Here is an 18,396-nt window from a genome sequence, read left to right as displayed (position 1 = left end):
GCGGTTCTGTCGGGCTTCTCAGGTCGGACTCAGGCGGCTCTCATCCACGGCGGGGAGAGTCGTCTCATGACCGAGAGCTTCCGCCGCGAAGGCGAGTACCCGCAGGAACACCGCCCCCCGCACGCGCCGCTCGGCGAGGACTGGCAGCACGGAGGCAACCGGCCGGCGCACGGGGCCGGAGCCGGGACCGGGGCGTATCCGCCGCCGCCCTCCTACCCGCCGGCCGCGCCCGGCTGGCACGAGGCTCACCGGCCGCCGGTCATCGTGGGCGAGACCGTCCCGGCGGCGGCCGGCGGCGACGGCGACCCGGGCACCCCGCAGGGGCCGGCTCACGCCGCACCGGACCGGCGCGCGAAGAAGCCCGTCGCCCTGCTGGCCGCCGTCGCGCTCGCCGCGGCCCTGGTCGGCGGCGGCACCGCGGCCGCCGTCCAGCAGCTGATGGACCGGCAGACCGCCACCGGCGGTGGGATCAGCGGCACGAACGTCTCGCAGTCCAGCACCGGCACGGTCGCCGGCATCGCCGAACAGGTCAGCCCGTCGGTCGTCCGCATCGACACCCGCACCGGCTCCGGCCAGGGCACCGGCTCCGGCTTCGTGCTGACCGCCGACGGCGAGATCGCCACCAACAACCACGTCGTGGACGGCGCCACCCAGATCCAGGTCACGACGAGCGACGGCAAGAAGTACGGCGCCGAGATCGTCGGCACCGACCCGGGGAAGGACCTGGCCCTGATCAAGCTCCAGGGCGCGAGCGGCCTCAAGCCCGCCGTGCTCGGCGACTCCGGCAGCGTCAGGGTCGGCGACCAGGTCGTCGCCATCGGCTCCCCCGACGGCCTCACCGGCACCGTGACCAGCGGCATCGTCTCGGCCCTGAACCGCGAGGTGAAGGTGCCCACCTCGGACCGGAGCACCCCGCAGGGCCGGCAGCAGGGCGAGGGCGGCTGGCCCTTCTCCTTCGGCGGCCGCCAGTTCAACGGGGACACCGGCTCGAACACCACCTCGTACAAGGCCCTCCAGACGGACGCCTCCCTCAACCCGGGCAACTCCGGCGGCGCCCTGGTCAACATGAAGGGCGAGATCGTGGGCATGCCCTCCGCGATCTACTCGCCCTCGGCCGGCAATTCCAGCGCCGGCAGCGTCGGCCTCGGCTTCGCCATCCCCGTCGACACGATCAAGGCCGACCTGGACTCCCTCCGCAAGGGCGGACCCGGCGGCAAGGGATCCTCCGGCAGCGCCGGCGCCGACTCCTTCGCCGACGGCTTCGGCACGTCGTTCTAGCCCGCCGTGCGAGGCTGGGAGACGCCGTCAACCGCCGGAACCCACCGCCGGACGCCACCGCCGGACCCCGCAGCCGGCCACCACACCTGGGAGACCCATCCATGAACCCCGCCGAAGGCGAAGCGCGGATCCTCGTCGTCGACGACGAACCGGCCGTACGCGAGGCCCTGCGCCGCAGCCTCGCCTTCGAGGGGTACACCGTACAGACCGCCGTCGACGGGCTCGACGCCCTCGACAAGGCGGCCTCGTACGCTCCCGGCCTGATCGTGCTGGACATCCAGATGCCGCGGATGGACGGGCTCACGGCTGCCCGACGGCTGCGCGCCTCCGGCAGCGTCACCCCGATCCTGATGCTCACCGCCCGCGACACCGTCGGCGACCGCGTCACCGGCCTCGACGCGGGCGCCGACGACTACCTCGTCAAGCCGTTCGAGCTCGACGAGCTCTTCGCCCGCGTCCGCGCCCTGCTGCGCCGCAGCTCCTACGCCGCCGCGCAGGCCGGCGGCGCCGCCGACGCCCACCAGGACGCCCTGAGCTTCGGCGACCTGCGCATGGACCTCGCGACCCGCGAGGTCACCCGGGCCGGACGCCCGGTGGAGCTGACCCGTACCGAGTTCACGCTGTTGGAGATGTTCCTCGCGCACCCGCGCCAGGTGCTGACCCGCGAACAGATCCTCAAGACCGTCTGGGGTTTCGACTTCGAACCCAGCTCCAACTCCCTGGACGTGTACGTGATGTACCTGCGCCGCAAGACCGAGGCGGGCGGCGAGCCGCGCCTGGTCCACACCGTGCGCGGGGTGGGCTACGTACTGCGCACCGGCGAGGGCGGGCCGGAGTGAGCCCGCTCGCCCGCTTCCGCGCACTGCCGCTGCGCTCCCGGCTGGCCCTGCTGGTCACCGTGGCGGTGGCGCTGGCCGTCGCGGCGGTGGCCGCGGTGTCGTGGGTGATGGTCCGCACCCAGTTGCGCGACCAACTGGACAGCGCGCTCCGCGCCACCAACGCCGAGGCTCAGGCCAACCAGGTCTACCGCACGCTCGGCTGCGTGGCCGTCACCGGTGCGCTGCCGGAGCGGCCCGCCAACAACCTCAGCGCCCAGGTACAGATCGTGCGGCCGGACGGCAGCCACTGCTGGATCGACGGCCGCAGCACCCTGCGGATCAGCGCCATCGACCTGGAGGTCGCGCAGCGGCGACGCGGGGCGGCGCTCTACGACGCGACCACCTCCGACGGAGTGGCGGTCCGCGTCTACACCCAGCCCGCCCTGCTGGACGGGCGGGCGGCCGCGCTGACCGTGGCCAAGCCGCTCGCCGACGTCGAGAAGCCGCTGTCCACCCTGGCCTGGGTGCTGCTCCTGGTCTGCGGCGTCGGTGTGGTCGGCGCCGGCGCGGCCGGCCTGTGGGTGGCCCGCACGGGGCTGCGGCCCGTCGACGAGCTGACCGACGCCGTCGAGCACATCGCGCGCACCGAGGACCTGACGGTACGGATCCCCGACGAGGGCGACGACGAGATCGCCCGCCTGTCCCGGTCCTTCAACTCGATGACCGCGGCCCTGGCCTCCTCCCGGGACCGGCAGTCACAGCTGATCGCGGACGCCGGGCACGAGCTGCGCACCCCGCTGACCTCGCTGCGCACCAACATCGAGCTCCTCGCGCGCAGTGAGGAGACCGGGCGGGCCCTCCCGCCCGACGACCGGCGGGAACTGCTCGCCTCGGTCAAGGCGCAGATGACGGAACTGGCGTCGCTGATCGGGGACCTGCAGGAGCTGTCTCGGCCGGACGCGGCCTCGCCCGGCCCGCTCGGGGTGGTTCCCCTGCACGAGATCGCCGCGGCGGCGCTGTCCCGGGCCCGGCTGCGCGGTCCGGAGCTGTCCTTCACCTCGGACCTGGAGCCCTGGTACGTACGGGGCGAGGCGGCGGCGCTGGAGCGCGCGGTGGTCAACGTCCTGGACAACGCGGTGAAGTTCAGCCCGCAGGGCGGCTCGGTCGAGGTGGCGCTGCGGGCGGGCGAGCTGACCGTGCGCGACCACGGGCCGGGCATTCCCGCGGAGGACCTGCCGCACGTCTTCGAGCGGTTCTGGCGGTCCGAGTCGGCCCGCGCCCTGCCCGGCAGCGGCCTGGGCCTGTCGATCGTGGCCCGTACGGCGGCCCGCGCGGGCGGCAGCGCCGAGCTGCGGGCGGCGGTGGACGGCGGTGCGGGAACGGAGGCGGTGCTCCGCATCCCGGGGGCGCCGACCCCGCCGCCCTCGGACCCGTCAGTTGTGCCGGATCAGTGAGGCGACCAGGCCGGAGCGGGTGTTGGGGAAGTCCATCGGGACGATCCCGAGCCCGGTCCGGCCGGCCATCTCGGCGCCGTCGACGAAGCCGTGCACCTGCGGGTTGAGCCGGTCGGAGTTCCACCGCGGCGGCATGTACGCCGCGGTGCTGACGTAGTTCACGTAGAGCTTGCCGGGCTGCTGGACGGCCTTGCGGAAGTGGTTCTCGATCCGTCCCCGCTTGGCGAAGGGTTCGGTGTTGTAGTCGTCCTGGATGTCGAAGACGTTGCCGTCGCCGTAGCGCAGGCCGGGCAGGCCACCGTTGTCGGCGAGCAGGAGCACCCTGCCGCGGGCTTGTCCGAGCGCGGGCGGGGCGCCGGTGATGAGGAACAGCGGGCGCCAGCCGCGGTGGTCGAGGTAGTCGTCGAAGACGGCGCGGAAGGTGGCGTCGCTCTCCTGCGAGTACTCCTGCTTGAGGCGCATCAGGACGGTCTCGGAAGGATGTGCGGCGAGGAAGGTCCGGCAGGCGGCGAGGACGTCCCCGAACATGAGGTCCTGGAAGAACGCCGCGTGGTGGATGGCGAAGGATCCGCCCGTGACCCGGCAGCGTATGTCGAGGAAGCGGATGCCGGAGTCGAGCTGCTGGGCGATCGAGGTGTTCTGGCAGGCGACGTAGAGCCCGCCCTTGGTCGCGCCGGAATCGTGCGTGCCGGGGATGGTCATCCGCTGGAGGGCGGTGGAGTCGCCGAGGCCGGCCATCCAGTCCCGGGTGCCGAGTGCCGCCGCCGCGGCGGGTACGACTCCCCGTACGGCGGCCGTTCCGAGGGCCAGCGCTCCGGCCAGGAAGGTCCGCCGCCCCATTGCCGTTCCGGTGCCCATGCCCATGCCCGCCCCTTCGCCGACCCGGTAATGGCCGGATTATGGCGTGCACACGTCAATCTGGCCATCCGTCGGCGGCGGTCGGTCTTCGAGCAGTTCGACCATGGAGCGCAGCCCCTGGAGGAGTTCACGGCCGTCCGGCGCCTGCTCCGGATCGGTCAGGGTCTGCACCATCACCCCGCTGAGCAGCGCGATGTGCATCGAGCCGAGAGCCCGCACATCCTGCTCGGAGACCTCCTCCGGCGGCACTCCGCGCAGGGCCGCGGCCACCGTACGGCGGTTGCGGCGCTGCCCCTCGGCGAGCACCGCGAGCAGTTCCGGCGAGGACTGCGCGTGAACGAAGGCCTCGACGGAGGCGAGCCAGAGCCAGCGCATCTCCCCGAAGTCGCGGATCTTGCGGTCCCAGGTGTCGGCGTACCGCTCCCCCGCGGTCCCGCCCTCACCGGCGAGCCGACCCGATCCCGCGGCCCACTCCTCCATGGCAGCGAACAGGGCCTGGTTCAGCAGGGCCTCCCGGGACCCGAAGTGGTAGCCGATCGCGGCCATGCTCACCCCCGACGCCGTGGCGATGTCGCGCACGGTCGTCCGCAGGTACCCCTTCTCCTCCAAGCAGCGCCGGGCTCCGGCCAGCAGGTCCTCGCGATTTCCCATGCCGGGATCGTAGCCGCGCCGCTTTTTGGGCAAGCGCCCAATACAAACGTATTGCGCGCTTGCCCAACCGCTGGCAGGGTGGAGCCACCGACACGACCCACGGGCCCACGGGAGGCAGGACCATGCGCCAGGAACTGAAGATCGACGACCGGACCCTCTCCTACCTGGACTTCGGCGGCACCGGCCGCCCGCTCCTCGCCCTGCACGGCGGCATGTCCGAGGCCCTCGCCTTCACCGGACTCGCCGCCGCGCTCGGCGACGACTGGCGGGTCATCGCCCCCGACCAGCGCGGCCACGGCGCATCGGACCGGGCGCCCCACTACCGCCGCGAGGGGTACGTCGCCGACGCCGTGGCCCTCCTCGACCACCTCGGCCTCGACGCCCCGGTGCCGCTGCTCGGCTACTCCCTGGGCGGACTCAACGCCTACCACCTGGCCGCCGCCCACCCGGACCGGTTCGCCGCGCTCATCGGCGTCGACGCCACCGTCGAGATCCGCATCCCCGACGGCCCGAACTGGTTCGACTTCCTCGACGGCCTGCCCTACACCGCCCCCACCCGCGAGGAACTCCTCGACGCCGCCGGACCGGCCGCATCCTTCGTCGCCGACGGGCTGCGGCCCCTCCCGGACGGCAGCGGCTGGCGCCTGGCGTACCACCCGCAGGACATGCTCGACTCCCTCCACGCCTGCGCCGGCGACCACTGGGACACCTGGCTCGCGAGCACCTGCCCGGCCCTGCTGATCCACGGCACCGACAGCCAGGCACTCACCCGGCCGGTCGCCGACGCGATGACCACCCGGCGCCCGAAGACCTCGTACGCACCCCTCGACGGCGACCACTTCGCGCCGTTCACGGACCCGGACGGGTTCCACCGGGCCGTCGGGACGTTCCTGGCGGCCCTCTGATCCCTCCCCCCGTCCCGCGTCCCTCACATCCCCGCACCACGGGGGTGCACGGGGAACGCCGAAGGGGCGGCGGGCCGGTGGGCCCGCCGCCCCTTCGGGCACGCTGTGCGCGGGTGTTACTTGATGACGGTGATCCGGTTCGCCGCCGGCGGGGCGATCGGGGAGGACTCCGAGGAGTTCTTCATCAGGTAGGCGTTGAAGCAGTCCAGGTCGGGCGCGCCCACGAGCTTGTTCCGGTGCTCCTTCAGGACCGTGAAACCGTCACCGCCGCCCGCGAGGAACTCGTTCATCGCGACCCGGTAGGTCGCGGCGGGGTCGATCGCGGCACCGTTCAGCCTGACCGAGTCCACGACGATCCGGTCGGCGCCCGCCTTCGTCATGTCGAGGGTGTAGGTGAAGCCCTTCGACACCTGGAGGATCTTCGGGCTCGGGCCGTTGACCGGGCCGCTGACCTGCTGCTGCAGTGCGGTGATCAGCTGCGCGCCGGTCAGGTCCACGACGTTCATCATGTTGTTGAACGGCTGGACCGTGAAGGACTCGCCGTAGGTCACCACGCCGTCGCCCTCGTCTCCCGAGGCCTTGTAGGCGAGGTCCGAGCGGATGCCGCCCGGGTTCATCAGGGCCAGCTGCGCACCGCCCTTGTCCGCCGGGGCGAGCGCCTCCAGCTGGGCGTCGGCGATCAGGTCGCCGAGCGGCTTCTCGGGCTCGGACGAGCCGCGGCCCGCGATGTCGGCCGAGATGAAGCCCTGCGGACGGTTGGCGATCGGGGCCGCCAGGGCGTTCCAGCGGCCGATCAGCTCGGTCATGTCCGGAGCCTTGGGCTGGTCGCGGTGGACGACCTTGTTGACCGGCTTCGGCGAGGTGACCGGCGTACGGACGATGTCCTTGGTCTTCCGGTCGTAGGTGAGGGTGGTCTCGGTGAACAGGCGGCCGATGGAGGCGGCCGAGGTCACCGTGCGCGGGTTGCCCGCGGGGTCCGGGATGTTGCAGGCGTACGCCTGGTGCGTGTGGCCGGTGACCAGCGCGTCGACCGTGGCGTCAACGTTCTTGGCGATGTCCACGATCGCACCCGAGATGCCGGCGCCGGCGCCCGGGGCGTCGCAGTCGTAGTTGTACGCACCGCTCGCGGGCAGACCGCCCTCGTGGATCAGCGCGACGATCGACTTCACGCCCTGCTTGTTCAGCTCGGCCGCGTACTTGTTGATCGTCTCGATCTCGTCGCCGAATTTGAGGCCCTTGACGCCCTCGGCGGTCACGACGTCCGGAGTGCCCTCCAGGGTGACGCCGATGAAGCCGATCTTCACGTCGCCCTTCTTCCACACGTAGGTGGGCGACATCAGGGGGCGCTTGCTCTTCTCGTCCGTGACGTTCGCGGCGAGGTACCGGAACGTGGAGCCGGTGAACTCCTTGCCGAACTCGTAGCAACCGTCGACCGGGTGGCAGCCGCCGTACGCCATGCGGCGCAGCTCGGTCTTGCCCTCGTCGAACTCGTGGTTGCCGACGCTGGAGACGTTCAGGCCCAGCTTGTTCAGCGCCTCGATGCTCGGCTCGTCGTGGAAGAGCCCGGACAGCATCGGGCTGCCGCCGATCATGTCGCCGGCCGCTGCGGTGACGGAGTACTCGTGGCCCTTGCGGGCCTCGCGCAGGCTGGTCGCGAGGTACTCGACCCCGCCCGCGGGTATGGCCTTGGTGGTGCCGTCGGCCTGACGTTCGGTCACGGTGCCGGAGGAGCCCTGCGGAGGCTCCAGGGTGCCGTGGAAGTCGTTGAACGACAGCATCTGCACATCGACGGTACGGCTCTTGGCCGCACCGCCACCACTCGCGGCCCCGGCCGGCAGAGCGGCGGCGACCATCGCCCCGGCCCCGGCCGTGACGGCGAGGGCGGCGAAGGTCAACCGGCGGGTTCGGCGGTGCCGTTGTGGCGTCGCTGACATTTGGTCCCCTTTGTGGACAGCGATACTGCTCGGGAGGTCCGCCGAAGCCTATGGTCAACGCGCGTAGCTCTACCAGGGGGTAACGGGTATCGCGTTGGTTACACGCAGAAGAAGGACCGACCCAGCGTCCGCGCTCCGCTCGGCGGCCGGGACGGTCGTAGGCTCGTTCCATGACTGACGCAAGCGCGGCCCTGGAGCCGGGACGGCAGATTCAGACCCTCGACGAGCTGACGGGGGAACAGGCCGACGCCGTCCTCGACCTGATCGAGGACGCGGCGCGTACGGACGGCACCACCGCCGTGTCCGAGCAGGGAAGGCTCCAGCTGCGCGGAGGAGCACGCCCGGGCATCCGGCACTTCCTGCTCACCGACGGCGGCCGGCTCGCCGCCTACGGACAACTGGAGGACACCGACCCGGTGGAGGCCCCGGCCGCCGAACTCGTGGTGCACCCGGCACTGCGCGGTCGCGGCCACGGCCGGGCCATGGGGATGGCCCTGCTGGCCGCCTCCGGCAAGCGACTGCGGGTATGGGCCCACGGCGGCAAGTCCGCAGCCCGGCACCTGGCCCAGGTACTCGGCCTGACCCTCTTCCGCGAGCTGCGCCAGCTGCGCAGGCCGCTGGCCGAAGGGGCCCCGCTGCCCGATCCGGTGCTCCCGCCCGGCGTGACCGTACGGACCTTCCTGCCCGGCACCGACGACGCGGCCTGGCTGGCGGCGAACGCGGCCGCCTTCGCCCACCACCCCGAGCAGGGCTCGCTCACCCAGCGCGACCTCGACGACCGGATCGCGCAGCCCTGGTTCGACGCCAAGGGCTTCTTCCTCGCCGAACGCGACGGAGAGCTCGTCGGCTTCCACTGGACGAAGGTCCACGCGGCGGAGCAGCTCGGCGAGGTCTACGTGGTCGGCGTCCTGCCCGGCGCCCAGGGCGGCGGCCTCGGCAAGGCCCTCACCGCGATCGGCCTCCAGCACCTGGCCGCCCAGGGCCTGCCGACGGCCATGCTCTACGTCGACGCGGACAACCCGGCGGCCCTGGCCGTGTACGAGGGCCTCGGCTTCACCACCCACGAGGTCGACCTGATGTACCGCACGGAGAGCTGACCCCCCGCGGGGCCCTGGCCGGGGCCCCCGGCCGGGCTCCCGGCCACGGTGGTCGGCCCCGCCGGTCCAGCAGCCTCTCCTCTGGTCGCCGGGACGCCGTCGACCCTCGTGCAATCGCTGAGCCGGACACGGTGACGGCGGCGTAGCGTCCCAGTCTCGCGACGCTGTGCACCGACCCCCGGGAACTCCGCCAACGCGCGCAGGCCCGGGGGATGGTGGGGCAGGGACCGGAGGTCACCCACGATGGCCGCGGCCAAGGTGTGGTGCCGCACCCAGCCGGGCGCCGCGCGGCGAGGGGATTCCAGCCCGACACCCCACCGACCGGCAGCCCCGCCCCGGGCGCCGGGCCAGGGCCGTACCCCAGCCGGAGCCGGGAAGCCATGCGCCATTAACCGGGCATTCAGAAGCGCTTGCGACTCTCCCCCAATGCAGCCCCGACTCCGACTGACGGCAGACCCGTCCGACGCGCCTGTCCTGCCGCTTGCGCGGAAGAATGGAGTCATGAGTCACAAGCCCAGCGCCGGTCCCACCGAGGTCCCCGCCCAGCACCCGTCTCACACGTCCGCCTCCCCCTCCGCCGCCGGCAAGGCGGCAGGCAGGGCGACAGGCAAAGCGACAGGCAAAGCGACAGACCAGGACACCGGCAAGGCCCCCGGCCCGGACACCGGCGCCGCGGCCCACGCCCGCATAGGTTCCATCGCCGCGCACCGCCCGCACATCGGCCTCGACCCCGATCTCGACGCCGACCTGGACGCCTACGAGGACAAGGACGGCGGAGAGCTCCCCCCGGACCGCTTCCTCGACCGGGAGCGCAGCTGGCTCGCCTTCAACGAGCGGGTGCTGGAGCTCGCCGAGGACCCGACGACCCCGCTCCTGGAGCGCGCGAACTTCCTGGCGATCTTCGCGAGCAACCTCGACGAGTTCTTCATGGTCCGCGTGGCCGGCCTCAAACGGCGCATCGCGACGGGTGTCGCCACCCGATCGGCCTCCGGCCTGCAGCCCCGCGAGGTGCTGGACCTCATCTGGACGCGCTCGCGCGAGCTCATGGCCCGGCACGCCGCCTGCTTCCAGCAGGACATCTCCCCGGCGCTGGCCGAGGAGGGCATCCACCTGATCCGCTGGCCCGACCTCACCGAGAAGGAGCAGGCCCGCCTCTTCACGCTGTTCCGGAACCAGATCTTCCCGGTGCTGACCCCGCTGGCCGTGGACCCCGCGCACCCCTTCCCGTACATCTCCGGCCTCTCCCTCAACCTGGCCGTGGTCGTACGCAACCCCGTCAGCGGCCACCGCCACTTCGCCCGGGTCAAGGTCCCGCCGATCCTCTCCCGCTTCCTGGAGGCCTCCCCGCAGCGCTACGTCCCGCTGGAGGACGTCATCGCCGCACACCTGGAGGAGCTGTTCCCGGGCATGGAGGTACTCGCGCACCACATGTTCCGCGTGACCCGCAACGAGGACCTGGAGGTGGAGGAGGACGACGCCGAGAACCTGCTCCAGGCCCTGGAGAAGGAGCTCATGCGGCGCCGCTTCGGGCCGCCGGTGCGCCTGGAGGTCGAGGAGTCCATCGACCCCGGCGTCCTGGACCTCCTCGTACAGGAACTGAACGTCAACGCCTCCGAGGTGTACCCGCTGCCCGGGCCCCTCGACCTGACCGCACTCTTCGGGATCGCCTCCCTGGACCGGCCCGAGCTCAAGTACCCGAAGTTCGTCGCCGGCACCCACCGCGACCTCGCCGAGGTCGAGTCCGCGCACGCGCCCGACATCTTCGCCGCCCTGCGGGAGCGGGACGTCCTGCTGCACCACCCGTACGACTCCTTCTCCACCTCGGTGCAGGCCTTCCTGGAGCAGGCCGCCGCCGACCCGGACGTCCTCGCCATCAAGCAGACGCTCTACCGCACCTCCGGCGACTCCCCGATCGTGGACGCCCTGATCGACGCGGCCGAGTCCGGCAAGCAGGTCCTGGTGCTCGTCGAGATCAAGGCCCGCTTCGACGAACAGGCCAACATCAAGTGGGCGCGCAAGCTGGAGGAGGCCGGCTGCCACGTCGTCTACGGCCTCGTCGGCCTCAAGACCCACTGCAAGCTGTCGCTCGTCGTCCGCCAGGAGGGCGACCAGCTGCGCCGCTACGCCCACGTCGGCACCGGCAACTACCACCCCAAGACCGCACGGCTCTACGAGGACCTCGGCCTGCTGACCGCCGACCCGCAGGTCGGCGCGGACCTCTCCGACCTCTTCAACCGGCTGTCCGGCTACTCGCGCCGAGAGACCTACCGCCGGCTGATGGTCGCGCCCCGCTCGCTGCGCGACGGGCTGATCTCCCGGATCGACAAGGAGGCCGCCCACCACCGGGCCGGCCGCCCCGCATACGTGCGCCTGAAGATGAACTCGATCGTCGACGAGGCCCTCATCGACGCGCTCTACCGGGCCTCCCAGGCGGGCGTGCCCGTCGACATCTGGGTGCGCGGCATCTGCGCGGTGCGTCCGGGGGTGCCCGGGCTCTCGGACAACATACGGGTCCGTTCGGTCCTCGGCCGCTTCCTCGAACACTCCCGGGTCTTCGCCTTCGGCAACGGCGGCGAGCCCGAGGTGTGGATCGGCAGCGCCGACATGATGCACCGCAACCTCGACCGCCGTATCGAAGCACTGGTCAGGGTCGCCGACCCGGCCCACCGCGCGGCACTGGACCGGATGCTGGAAACCGGGATGTCCGACGCCACCTCCTCCTGGCACCTGGGCCCGGACGGCGAATGGACACGGCACAGCACGGACGCGGACGGCCAGCCGCTGCGGCACGTACAGGAGACGCTCATAGACGCCCGGAGGCGCCGGCGTGGCTCAGCCAAACCATGACCCGACGGCATGCGCGGGTGACGTGCTCGACGTCTACCTGCGCGCCCAGGCCACGGCCTTCCTGCGGGCGATGCGCCAGTACAGTCCGAGCGCCGTGAGCGGGGCCGACGCCGCGGCGAGCAGTGATGCGGCGCGCCGCCTGCGGGGGGCAGCGCGCCGCATCAGCGGCTCGCTGGCCACGTTCCGGGTGGTGACCGAGTCGGCCTGGGCCGACGGGCTGCGCGCCGAGCTGGTGTGGCTGTCCTCGACCCTGGCCGACGAGCACGCCTACGCCGCCCGGCTGGCCCGGCTCATGGACGCGCTGCACCGGCTGTCGGGGGCCCCGGAGCTCCCGGCCCCGCGCGGCTCGGCCGGCGCGCTGAAGGTGGGATCGGCGCGTGCCGGCGCGCTGCTGGACCGCCAGCTGACCCTGGCCCGTACGCGCGCCCACTCGGCCACCCTCCAGGCCCTCGGCTCGTCCCGCTTCCACGCGGTGGCGGACGCGGTGGCGGTGCTGGCCTCGGAGGTCCCGCTCGACGCCGTGGCGGCCCGCGGACGGGTCGGGGAGGTCCTCGTACCGCTCGCGGCGGTGGCCGAAACCCGCCTGTCGTCGGCGGTCGCGGCGCTGCCGCCGATCAGCGGCGGCGAGGCCGCGCCGAGCCCGTACGACGCCGACCACGACGGCCCCTGGCACGAGGTGCGCCGGCTCCTGCGCGTCCACCGCTACGCGCGGGAGGTCCTCGGCGAGGACGTGACCCGGCCGGCGGCCGCCGGCGAGGCCCTGGACCGCCACCGCGACGCCGCCGAGGCGGCGGCCGCCTCCGCCACCGCGGCCCGCACCCCGCGCATCGCCCCGGCCACGGCCTACGCACTGGGTGTCCTGCACGCCGACCAGCGCCATGAGGTCGAGGCGGCCCGGGCCGCATTCCAGCACCTCTGGCTGAGAGAGCCCGCGGTCACACCGCGGTAACGGCGGGATAACGGATGATTGCGGCTGTGCGCGGACGCCCCGGAACGCACCGGGTCGTCCGCCATGGTTCACCGTCCGTTCACTCGGGCCGGTCGGCTGCTTCACCTGTTCTGCCTAATTTCGGTCGTGCACGGAGACGGCGGCCCGCAGACGCAGCGGCCGGCCCGCGCACCCGACGTAGTAGTCCTCTTCGCACGCCGCCCGGTACGGAACGGAAAGCGGCCGGCGGCTTCTGGAAGGAACATCCGAAAGTGAAGCTTCAGCGCAAGAACATGCTTCGTGCCTCCGCCCTCGGTGCGCTTGTCGTGTCCGGCGCCCTGGTCCTCACGGCGTGCGGCTCGGACGACAACACGAAGACCGGCGACGGCGCCACCAAGGCCGCCGCTCCGGCCGCCGGCGACATCAAGTGCGACGACGCCAAGGGCAAGCTGCTGGCCTCCGGTTCCTCCGCGCAGAAGAACGCGGTCGAGCTGTGGATCAAGAACTACATGGCCGCCTGCTCCGGCGTCGAGGTCAACTACAAGTCCTCCTCCTCCGGTGAGGGCATCGTCGCCTTCAACCAGGGCACCGTCGGGTTCGCCGGCTCCGACTCGGCGCTGAAGCCGGAGCAGGTCGAGGAGTCGAAGAAGATCTGCACCGGCGGTCAGGGCGTCAACCTGCCGATGGTCGGCGGCCCCGTCGCCCTCGGCTTCAACGTCTCCGGCGTGGAGAAGCTGAACCTCGACGCCGCCACGGTCGCCAACATCTTCAACGACAAGATCAAGAAGTGGGACGACGAGGCGATCAAGAAGCTGAACCCGGGCGTCACGCTTCCCTCCACCGCCATCCAGGCCTTCCACCGCTCCGACGACTCGGGCACCACCGAGAACGTCACCAAGTACCTCAAGGCCGCCGCCCCCGACGCCTGGCCGCACGACCCCGCGAAGAAGTGGGCCGCCCCGGGCGGCCAGGCCGCCTCCGGCTCCGCCGGTGTCGCCGCGCAGGTCAAGCAGGTCGACGGCGCGATCGGCTACTTCGAGCTCTCCTTCGCCAGCGCCCAGGGCATCAAGACCGTCGACCTGAACACGGGCGCCGCCGCCCCGGTCCCGGCCACCGGCGACAACGCCTCCAAGGCCATCGCCGCCGCCAAGATCTCCGGCACTGGCTCCGACCTGGCGCTGAAGCTCGACTACACCACCAAGGCCGAGGGCGCCTACCCGCTCGTCCTGGTGACCTACGAGGTCGTCTGCGACAAGGGCAACAAGGCCGAGACGCTCCCGACCGTGAAGTCCTTCCTGAACTACACCGCCTCGGACGCGGGCCAGAAGGTCCTCCTGGAGAACGGCTACGCGCCGATCCCGGCCGAGATCAACGCCAAGGTCCGCGAGGTCATCAACTCGCTGAGCTAGTCCTGAGCTCCAGGAGCCGGTCCTCCCCTCCCCCGTCCGGGGACGGGGAGGCCGGCCCCGGAGCCCCTTCCCCTCCCACCCGGGGGAATCCGGTGCACCGCCGCCAGGGGGCTTGCCCCCACACAGACCGGAAAGACCATGGCTTCCACCACACCCACCCAGATAGACACGGATCCGCCCGTCTCCACGAGCAAGGGGTCCACCGGCCGCGCCGGTGACAAGATCTTCGCCGGGCTCTCCAAGGGCTCCGGCATCACGCTCCTGGTGATCATGGCGTCGATCGCCGCCTTCCTCACCTACCGCGCCTCGATCGCACTGTCGAAGAACGAGGGGAACTTCCTCACCACCTTCGACTGGAACGCGTCGGCTAACCCGCCCGTCTTCGGCATCGCCGTCCTGCTCTTCGGCACCATCGTCAGCTCGATCATCGCGATGGTCATCGCGGTTCCGATCGCCGTCGGTATCGCCCTCTTCATCTCGCACTACGCGCCGCGCAAGCTGGCCGCTCCGATCGCCTACGTGGTCGACCTGCTGGCCGCCGTGCCGTCGATCATCTACGGCATCTGGGGCGCCCTCTTCCTCGTCCCGCAGCTGGCCGGCCTGAACCTCTGGCTCGACGAGTACATGGGCTGGACCTACGTCTTCGACAAGACCCAGGTCGGCGTCGCACGCTCGCTCTTCACCGTCGGCATCCTGCTCGCGATCATGATCCTGCCGATCGTGACCAGCGTCAGCCGCGAGGTCTTCCTCCAGGTCCCGCGCATGAACGAGGAGGCCGCCCTGGCCCTCGGCGCGACCCGCTGGGAGGTCATCCGGATGTCGGTGCTGCCCTTCGGCCGCTCCGGCGTCATCTCCGCCTCGATGCTCGGCCTCGGCCGCGCCCTCGGCGAGACCATGGCCGTCGCCACCGTCCTGTCGCCGAGCTTCCTCATCTCCGGTCACATCCTGAACCCGGGCGGCGGCACCTTCGCCCAGAACATCGCCGCGAAGTTCGACGAGGCCAACGAGTTCGGCCGCGACGCCCTGATCGCCTCGGGCCTCGTACTCTTCCTGCTCACCCTGCTGGTCAACGGTGCAGCTCGCCTGATCATCGCTCGCCGCAAGGACTTCTCGGGGGCGAACGCCTGATGAGCCACGCACTCCAGGACCAGCGGCCCACCCGGGCCCCCAAGTCCGCCGCCCCCTCCAGCCTCACCCGAGGCGGCCTGCCCCGCTGGGCCCCGGCCGGCATCGCGGCCCTCGCGATCGCCCTCGGCTGCGGCATCGGCGTCGTGTTCGACCTCCACAGCAGGATCCAGTGGGGGCTCATCGCGGCCCTGCTCTTCATCGGCATCACGTATGCCGCCAGCGCGCTGATCGAGAACCGCCGCCAGGCCAAGGACCGGATCGCGACCTCCCTCGTGTGGGTCTGCTTCGTCCTCGCGGTCATCCCGCTGCTCTCGCTGATGTGGACCACCATCAGCCGCGGCGTCACGCTGCTGAGCGGCAACTTCCTCAGCCACTCCATGAACGGTGTGACCAGCTTCGACGAGGGCGGCGGCGTCTACCACGCCCTGCTCGGCACCATCGAGCAGATCGCCCTGGCCACCCTGATCGCAGCCCCCATCGGCCTGCTGACCGCCGTCTACCTCGTCGAGTACGGCAAGGGCAAGCTCGCCCGGGCCGTCACCTTCTTCGTCGACGTGATGACCGGTATCCCCTCCATCGTCGCGGGGCTTTTCATCCTGACGACCTGGAACCTGATGCTCGGCTTCGGCCCCTCCGGCTTCGCCGGCGCGATGGCCCTGTCGATCCTGATGATGCCGGTCGTGGTCCGCTCCACCGAGGAGATGCTCAAGCTCGTCCCGAACGAGCTGCGCGAGGCCGCCCTGGCCCTCGGTGTGCCGAAGTGGCGCGTGATCCTCAAGGTGGTGCTTCCCACCGCCATCGGCGGCATCTCCACCGGTCTGATGCTGGCCGTCGCCCGCATCGCCGGTGAAACCGCCCCGATCATGCTGCTGGTCTTCGGCTCCCAGCTGATCAACGGCAACCCCTTCGAAGGCGCCCAGTCCTCGCTCCCGCTCTACATTTGGGAGCAGTACAAGGTCGGCAGTGAGGCCTCCTACGACCGGGCATGGGCCGCAGCGCTCGTCCTGATCGCCTTCGTCATGATCCTCAATCTGGTGGCCCGCGGCATCGCCCGCTGGAAGGCCCCGAAGACCGGTCGCTGACGCGACTGTATGAAAGCGAAGTGACCCCCATGGCGAAGCGAATCGACGTCAGCGGACTGTCCGCCTTCTACGGCAACCACAAGGCCATCGACGACATCTCGATGACCGTCGAACCCCGCTCGGTGACGGCCTTCATCGGCCCCTCCGGCTGCGGCAAGTCCACCTTCCTGCGCACCCTCAACCGCATGCACGAGGTCACCCCCGGCGGTCGCGTCGAGGGCAAGGTGATGCTGGACGACGAGAACCTGTACGGCGCCGGCGTGGACCCCGTCGCGGTCCGCCGCACGGTGGGCATGGTCTTCCAGCGCCCGAACCCCTTCCCCACCATGTCGATCTTCGACAACGTAGCCGCCGGCCTGCGGCTGAACGGCAGCTTCAAGAAGTCCGAGCTGACGGACATCGTGGAGCGCTCCCTCCAGGGCGCCAACCTCTGGAACGAGGTCAAGGACCGCCTCAACAAGCCCGGCTCCGGCCTCTCCGGCGGCCAGCAGCAGCGTCTGTGCATCGCCCGCGCCATCGCGGTCGAGCCCCAGGTCCTGCTGATGGACGAGCCCTGCTCGGCCCTCGACCCGATCTCCACCCTGGCCATCGAGGACCTGATCGGCGAGCTCAAGGAGCGCTTCACGATCGTCATCGTGACGCACAACATGCAGCAGGCCGCCCGCGTCTCCGACCGCACCGCGTTCTTCAACCTCGCGGCGGTCGGCCAGCCCGGCAAGCTCATCGAGATCGACGACACGGACCGGATCTTCTCGAACCCGTCCATGCAGGCGACCGAGGACTACATCTCGGGCCGCTTCGGCTAGAGCGAGATGTGCAAGCGTCCTGCGGTGCTGCATGGCGGTGCCACCGCAAGGGCGGAAGAAAGAAAGAGGGCCGGCTCCCCCTGGGTGGGGGGAGCCGGCCCGCTTTCGTGTCCGGCGCAGCCGCGGCTCAGCGGGTCACGGCACGAGGACGGCGCGTCGCGCATCCCCGCCCGTCTGCCCCGGGACGCCCGGCACGCCCTAGCCGAAGGCCAGGTTCACGACCCAGAAGCTGATCGCGGCGACCAGGGCCGCAGCCGGCATCGTGATGAACCAGCCCAGGATGATGTTCTTGGCGACGCCCCAGCGCACCGCGTTCACGCGCTTTGTCGCACCCACACCCATGATCGCCGAGGTGATCACGTGGGTGGTGGAGATCGGCGCGTGGAAGAGGTAGGCCGAACCGAACATGATCGAGGCACCGGTGGTCTCCGCCGCGAAGCCCTGCGGGGGATCCAGCTCGATGATCTTGCGGCCGAGCGTACGCATGATGCGCCAGCCACCCGCGTACGTACCCAGCGACAGCATCACGGCACACGCGACCTTGACCCACACCGGGATCGGCGCGTCCGAAGTCTGCACGTCCGCGATGACCAGGGCCATCACGACGATGCCCATCGTCTTCTGCGCGTCCTGCAGACCGTGGCCGAGGGCCATCGCGGCCGCCGACACCGTCTGCGCGATGCGGAAGCCGTGCTTGGCCTTGTGCGGGTTGGTCCGGCGGAACATCCACAGGATGACCACCATCACCAGGTAGCCGACGACCAGGCCGACGACCGGCGAGACGAACATCGGGATGACGATCTTGTCGACCACGCCCGACCAGATCACCTGCGTGCCGCCGGCCAGGGCCGCACCCACCATGCCGCCGAAGAGGGCGTGCGAGGAGGACGAGGGAAGGCCGAAGTACCAGGTGATCAGGTTCCAGACGATCGCGCCGACCAGCGCCGCGAAGAGGATCCACATGCCCGTGGAGCCGTGCGGCGTCTCGATCAGGCCCTGGGAGACCGTCTTGGCCACCCCGCTGCCCAGGAAGGCTCCCGCGAGGTTCATCACCGCGGCCATCGCGAGGGCGGCGCGCGGGGTCAGCGCACGCGTGGAGACCGAGGTCGCGATCGCGTTCGCCGAGTCGTGGAAACCGTTCGTATACGTGAAACCGAGCGCGACACCGATGGTCACGACCAGAGCGAAGGTGTCCACGAGG

At 71.2% G+C, this 18,396-nt stretch carries 15 protein-coding genes; 11 read left to right on the top strand and 4 right to left on the bottom strand.

Going from position 1 to position 18,396, the window contains the following annotated elements; translation table 11 throughout:
* Positions 1–66: 66 nt before the first annotated feature.
* The 3 genes from AW27_RS18170 to AW27_RS18160 all read left to right on the top strand — a co-directional run bounded on the left by AW27_RS18170 (position 67) and on the right by AW27_RS18160 (position 3,550).
* Positions 67–1,278 (top strand): S1C family serine protease, encoded by a 1,212-nt coding sequence (locus tag AW27_RS18170; protein WP_037924621.1) that lies wholly within the window; start codon positions 67–69, stop codon positions 1,276–1,278.
* Positions 1,279–1,379: 101 nt separating this feature from the next.
* A complete protein-coding gene (locus tag AW27_RS18165) occupies positions 1,380–2,117 on the top strand; it encodes a response regulator transcription factor (protein WP_037924619.1) in 738 nt (245 codons plus the stop codon).
* On the top strand, positions 2,114–3,550 hold the full coding sequence (locus AW27_RS18160) for a sensor histidine kinase (protein ID WP_037924616.1): 1,437 nt from the start codon (positions 2,114–2,116) through the stop codon (positions 3,548–3,550). Before AW27_RS18165 ends, AW27_RS18160 begins: the two co-directional genes overlap by 4 nt.
* Here the strand turns inward: AW27_RS18160 and AW27_RS18155 are convergent.
* Together AW27_RS18155 and AW27_RS18150 are read right to left on the bottom strand one after the other, a co-directional pair.
* Positions 3,530–4,414: a phosphatidylinositol-specific phospholipase C gene (locus tag AW27_RS18155; protein ID WP_037924614.1), complete on the bottom strand. Its 885-nt coding sequence runs from the start codon at positions 4,412–4,414 to the stop codon at positions 3,530–3,532. The genes AW27_RS18160 and AW27_RS18155 overlap by 21 nt on opposite strands.
* A gap of 33 nt (positions 4,415–4,447) precedes the next feature.
* Positions 4,448–5,059: a TetR/AcrR family transcriptional regulator gene (locus tag AW27_RS18150; RefSeq protein ID WP_037924612.1), complete on the bottom strand. Its 612-nt coding sequence runs from the start codon at positions 5,057–5,059 to the stop codon at positions 4,448–4,450.
* Positions 5,060–5,181: 122 nt separating this feature from the next.
* Here AW27_RS18150 and AW27_RS18145 point away from each other — a divergent pair, with 122 nt between their 5' ends.
* Positions 5,182–5,964 carry an alpha/beta fold hydrolase gene (locus AW27_RS18145; protein WP_037924610.1) on the top strand — a complete coding sequence of 261 codons (783 nt, stop codon included), beginning with the start codon at positions 5,182–5,184 and terminating at the stop codon, positions 5,962–5,964.
* A 116-nt stretch (positions 5,965–6,080) separates the two neighbouring features.
* On the opposite strand, the gene AW27_RS18140 is transcribed toward AW27_RS18145, so the two are convergent.
* A complete protein-coding gene (locus AW27_RS18140; protein WP_037924608.1) occupies positions 6,081–7,898 on the bottom strand; it encodes a bifunctional metallophosphatase/5'-nucleotidase in 1,818 nt (605 codons plus the stop codon).
* 170 nt (positions 7,899–8,068) lie between these two features.
* On the opposite strand from AW27_RS18140, the gene mshD reads away from it, so the two are divergent.
* From mshD to pstB, 7 genes are all read left to right on the top strand, one after another.
* On the top strand, positions 8,069–8,995 hold the full coding sequence (gene mshD / locus AW27_RS18135; protein ID WP_037924606.1) for a mycothiol synthase: 927 nt from the start codon (positions 8,069–8,071) through the stop codon (positions 8,993–8,995).
* Between the two features lie 501 nt (positions 8,996–9,496).
* The gene (locus AW27_RS18125) at positions 9,497–11,842 is read left to right on the top strand and encodes an RNA degradosome polyphosphate kinase (RefSeq protein ID WP_037924604.1); all 2,346 of its coding nucleotides are present in this window, start codon (positions 9,497–9,499) and stop codon (positions 11,840–11,842) included.
* The gene (locus AW27_RS18120) at positions 11,823–12,791 is read left to right on the top strand and encodes a CHAD domain-containing protein (protein ID WP_037924601.1); all 969 of its coding nucleotides are present in this window, start codon (positions 11,823–11,825) and stop codon (positions 12,789–12,791) included. Before AW27_RS18125 ends, AW27_RS18120 begins: the two co-directional genes overlap by 20 nt.
* Positions 12,792–13,042: 251 nt before the next feature.
* Positions 13,043–14,179: a phosphate ABC transporter substrate-binding protein PstS gene (gene pstS / locus AW27_RS18115; protein ID WP_037924598.1), complete on the top strand. Its 1,137-nt coding sequence runs from the start codon at positions 13,043–13,045 to the stop codon at positions 14,177–14,179.
* A 138-nt stretch (positions 14,180–14,317) separates the two neighbouring features.
* The gene (gene pstC / locus AW27_RS18110; protein ID WP_037924595.1) at positions 14,318–15,307 is read left to right on the top strand and encodes a phosphate ABC transporter permease subunit PstC; all 990 of its coding nucleotides are present in this window, start codon (positions 14,318–14,320) and stop codon (positions 15,305–15,307) included.
* Positions 15,307–16,389 carry a phosphate ABC transporter permease PstA gene (gene pstA, locus AW27_RS18105; RefSeq protein WP_037924593.1) on the top strand — a complete coding sequence of 361 codons (1,083 nt, stop codon included), beginning with the start codon at positions 15,307–15,309 and terminating at the stop codon, positions 16,387–16,389. Before pstC ends, pstA begins: the two co-directional genes overlap by 1 nt.
* 29 nt (positions 16,390–16,418) lie before the next feature.
* On the top strand, positions 16,419–17,195 hold the full coding sequence (pstB, locus tag AW27_RS18100; RefSeq protein ID WP_037924591.1) for a phosphate ABC transporter ATP-binding protein PstB: 777 nt from the start codon (positions 16,419–16,421) through the stop codon (positions 17,193–17,195).
* Positions 17,196–17,393: 198 nt separating this feature from the next.
* On the opposite strand, the gene AW27_RS18095 is transcribed toward pstB, so the two are convergent.
* Positions 17,394–18,392 (bottom strand): inorganic phosphate transporter, encoded by a 999-nt coding sequence (locus AW27_RS18095; protein ID WP_037924589.1) that lies wholly within the window; start codon positions 18,390–18,392, stop codon positions 17,394–17,396.
* Positions 18,393–18,396: the final 4 nt, after the last annotated feature.

The sequence above is a fragment of the Streptomyces sp. PCS3-D2 genome, assembly GCF_000612545.2.
Lineage (GTDB): Bacteria > Actinomycetota > Actinomycetes > Streptomycetales > Streptomycetaceae > Streptomyces.
Note: the sequence above shows the minus strand (reverse complement) of the source record. Positions and strands in the feature narration are given on the sequence as shown.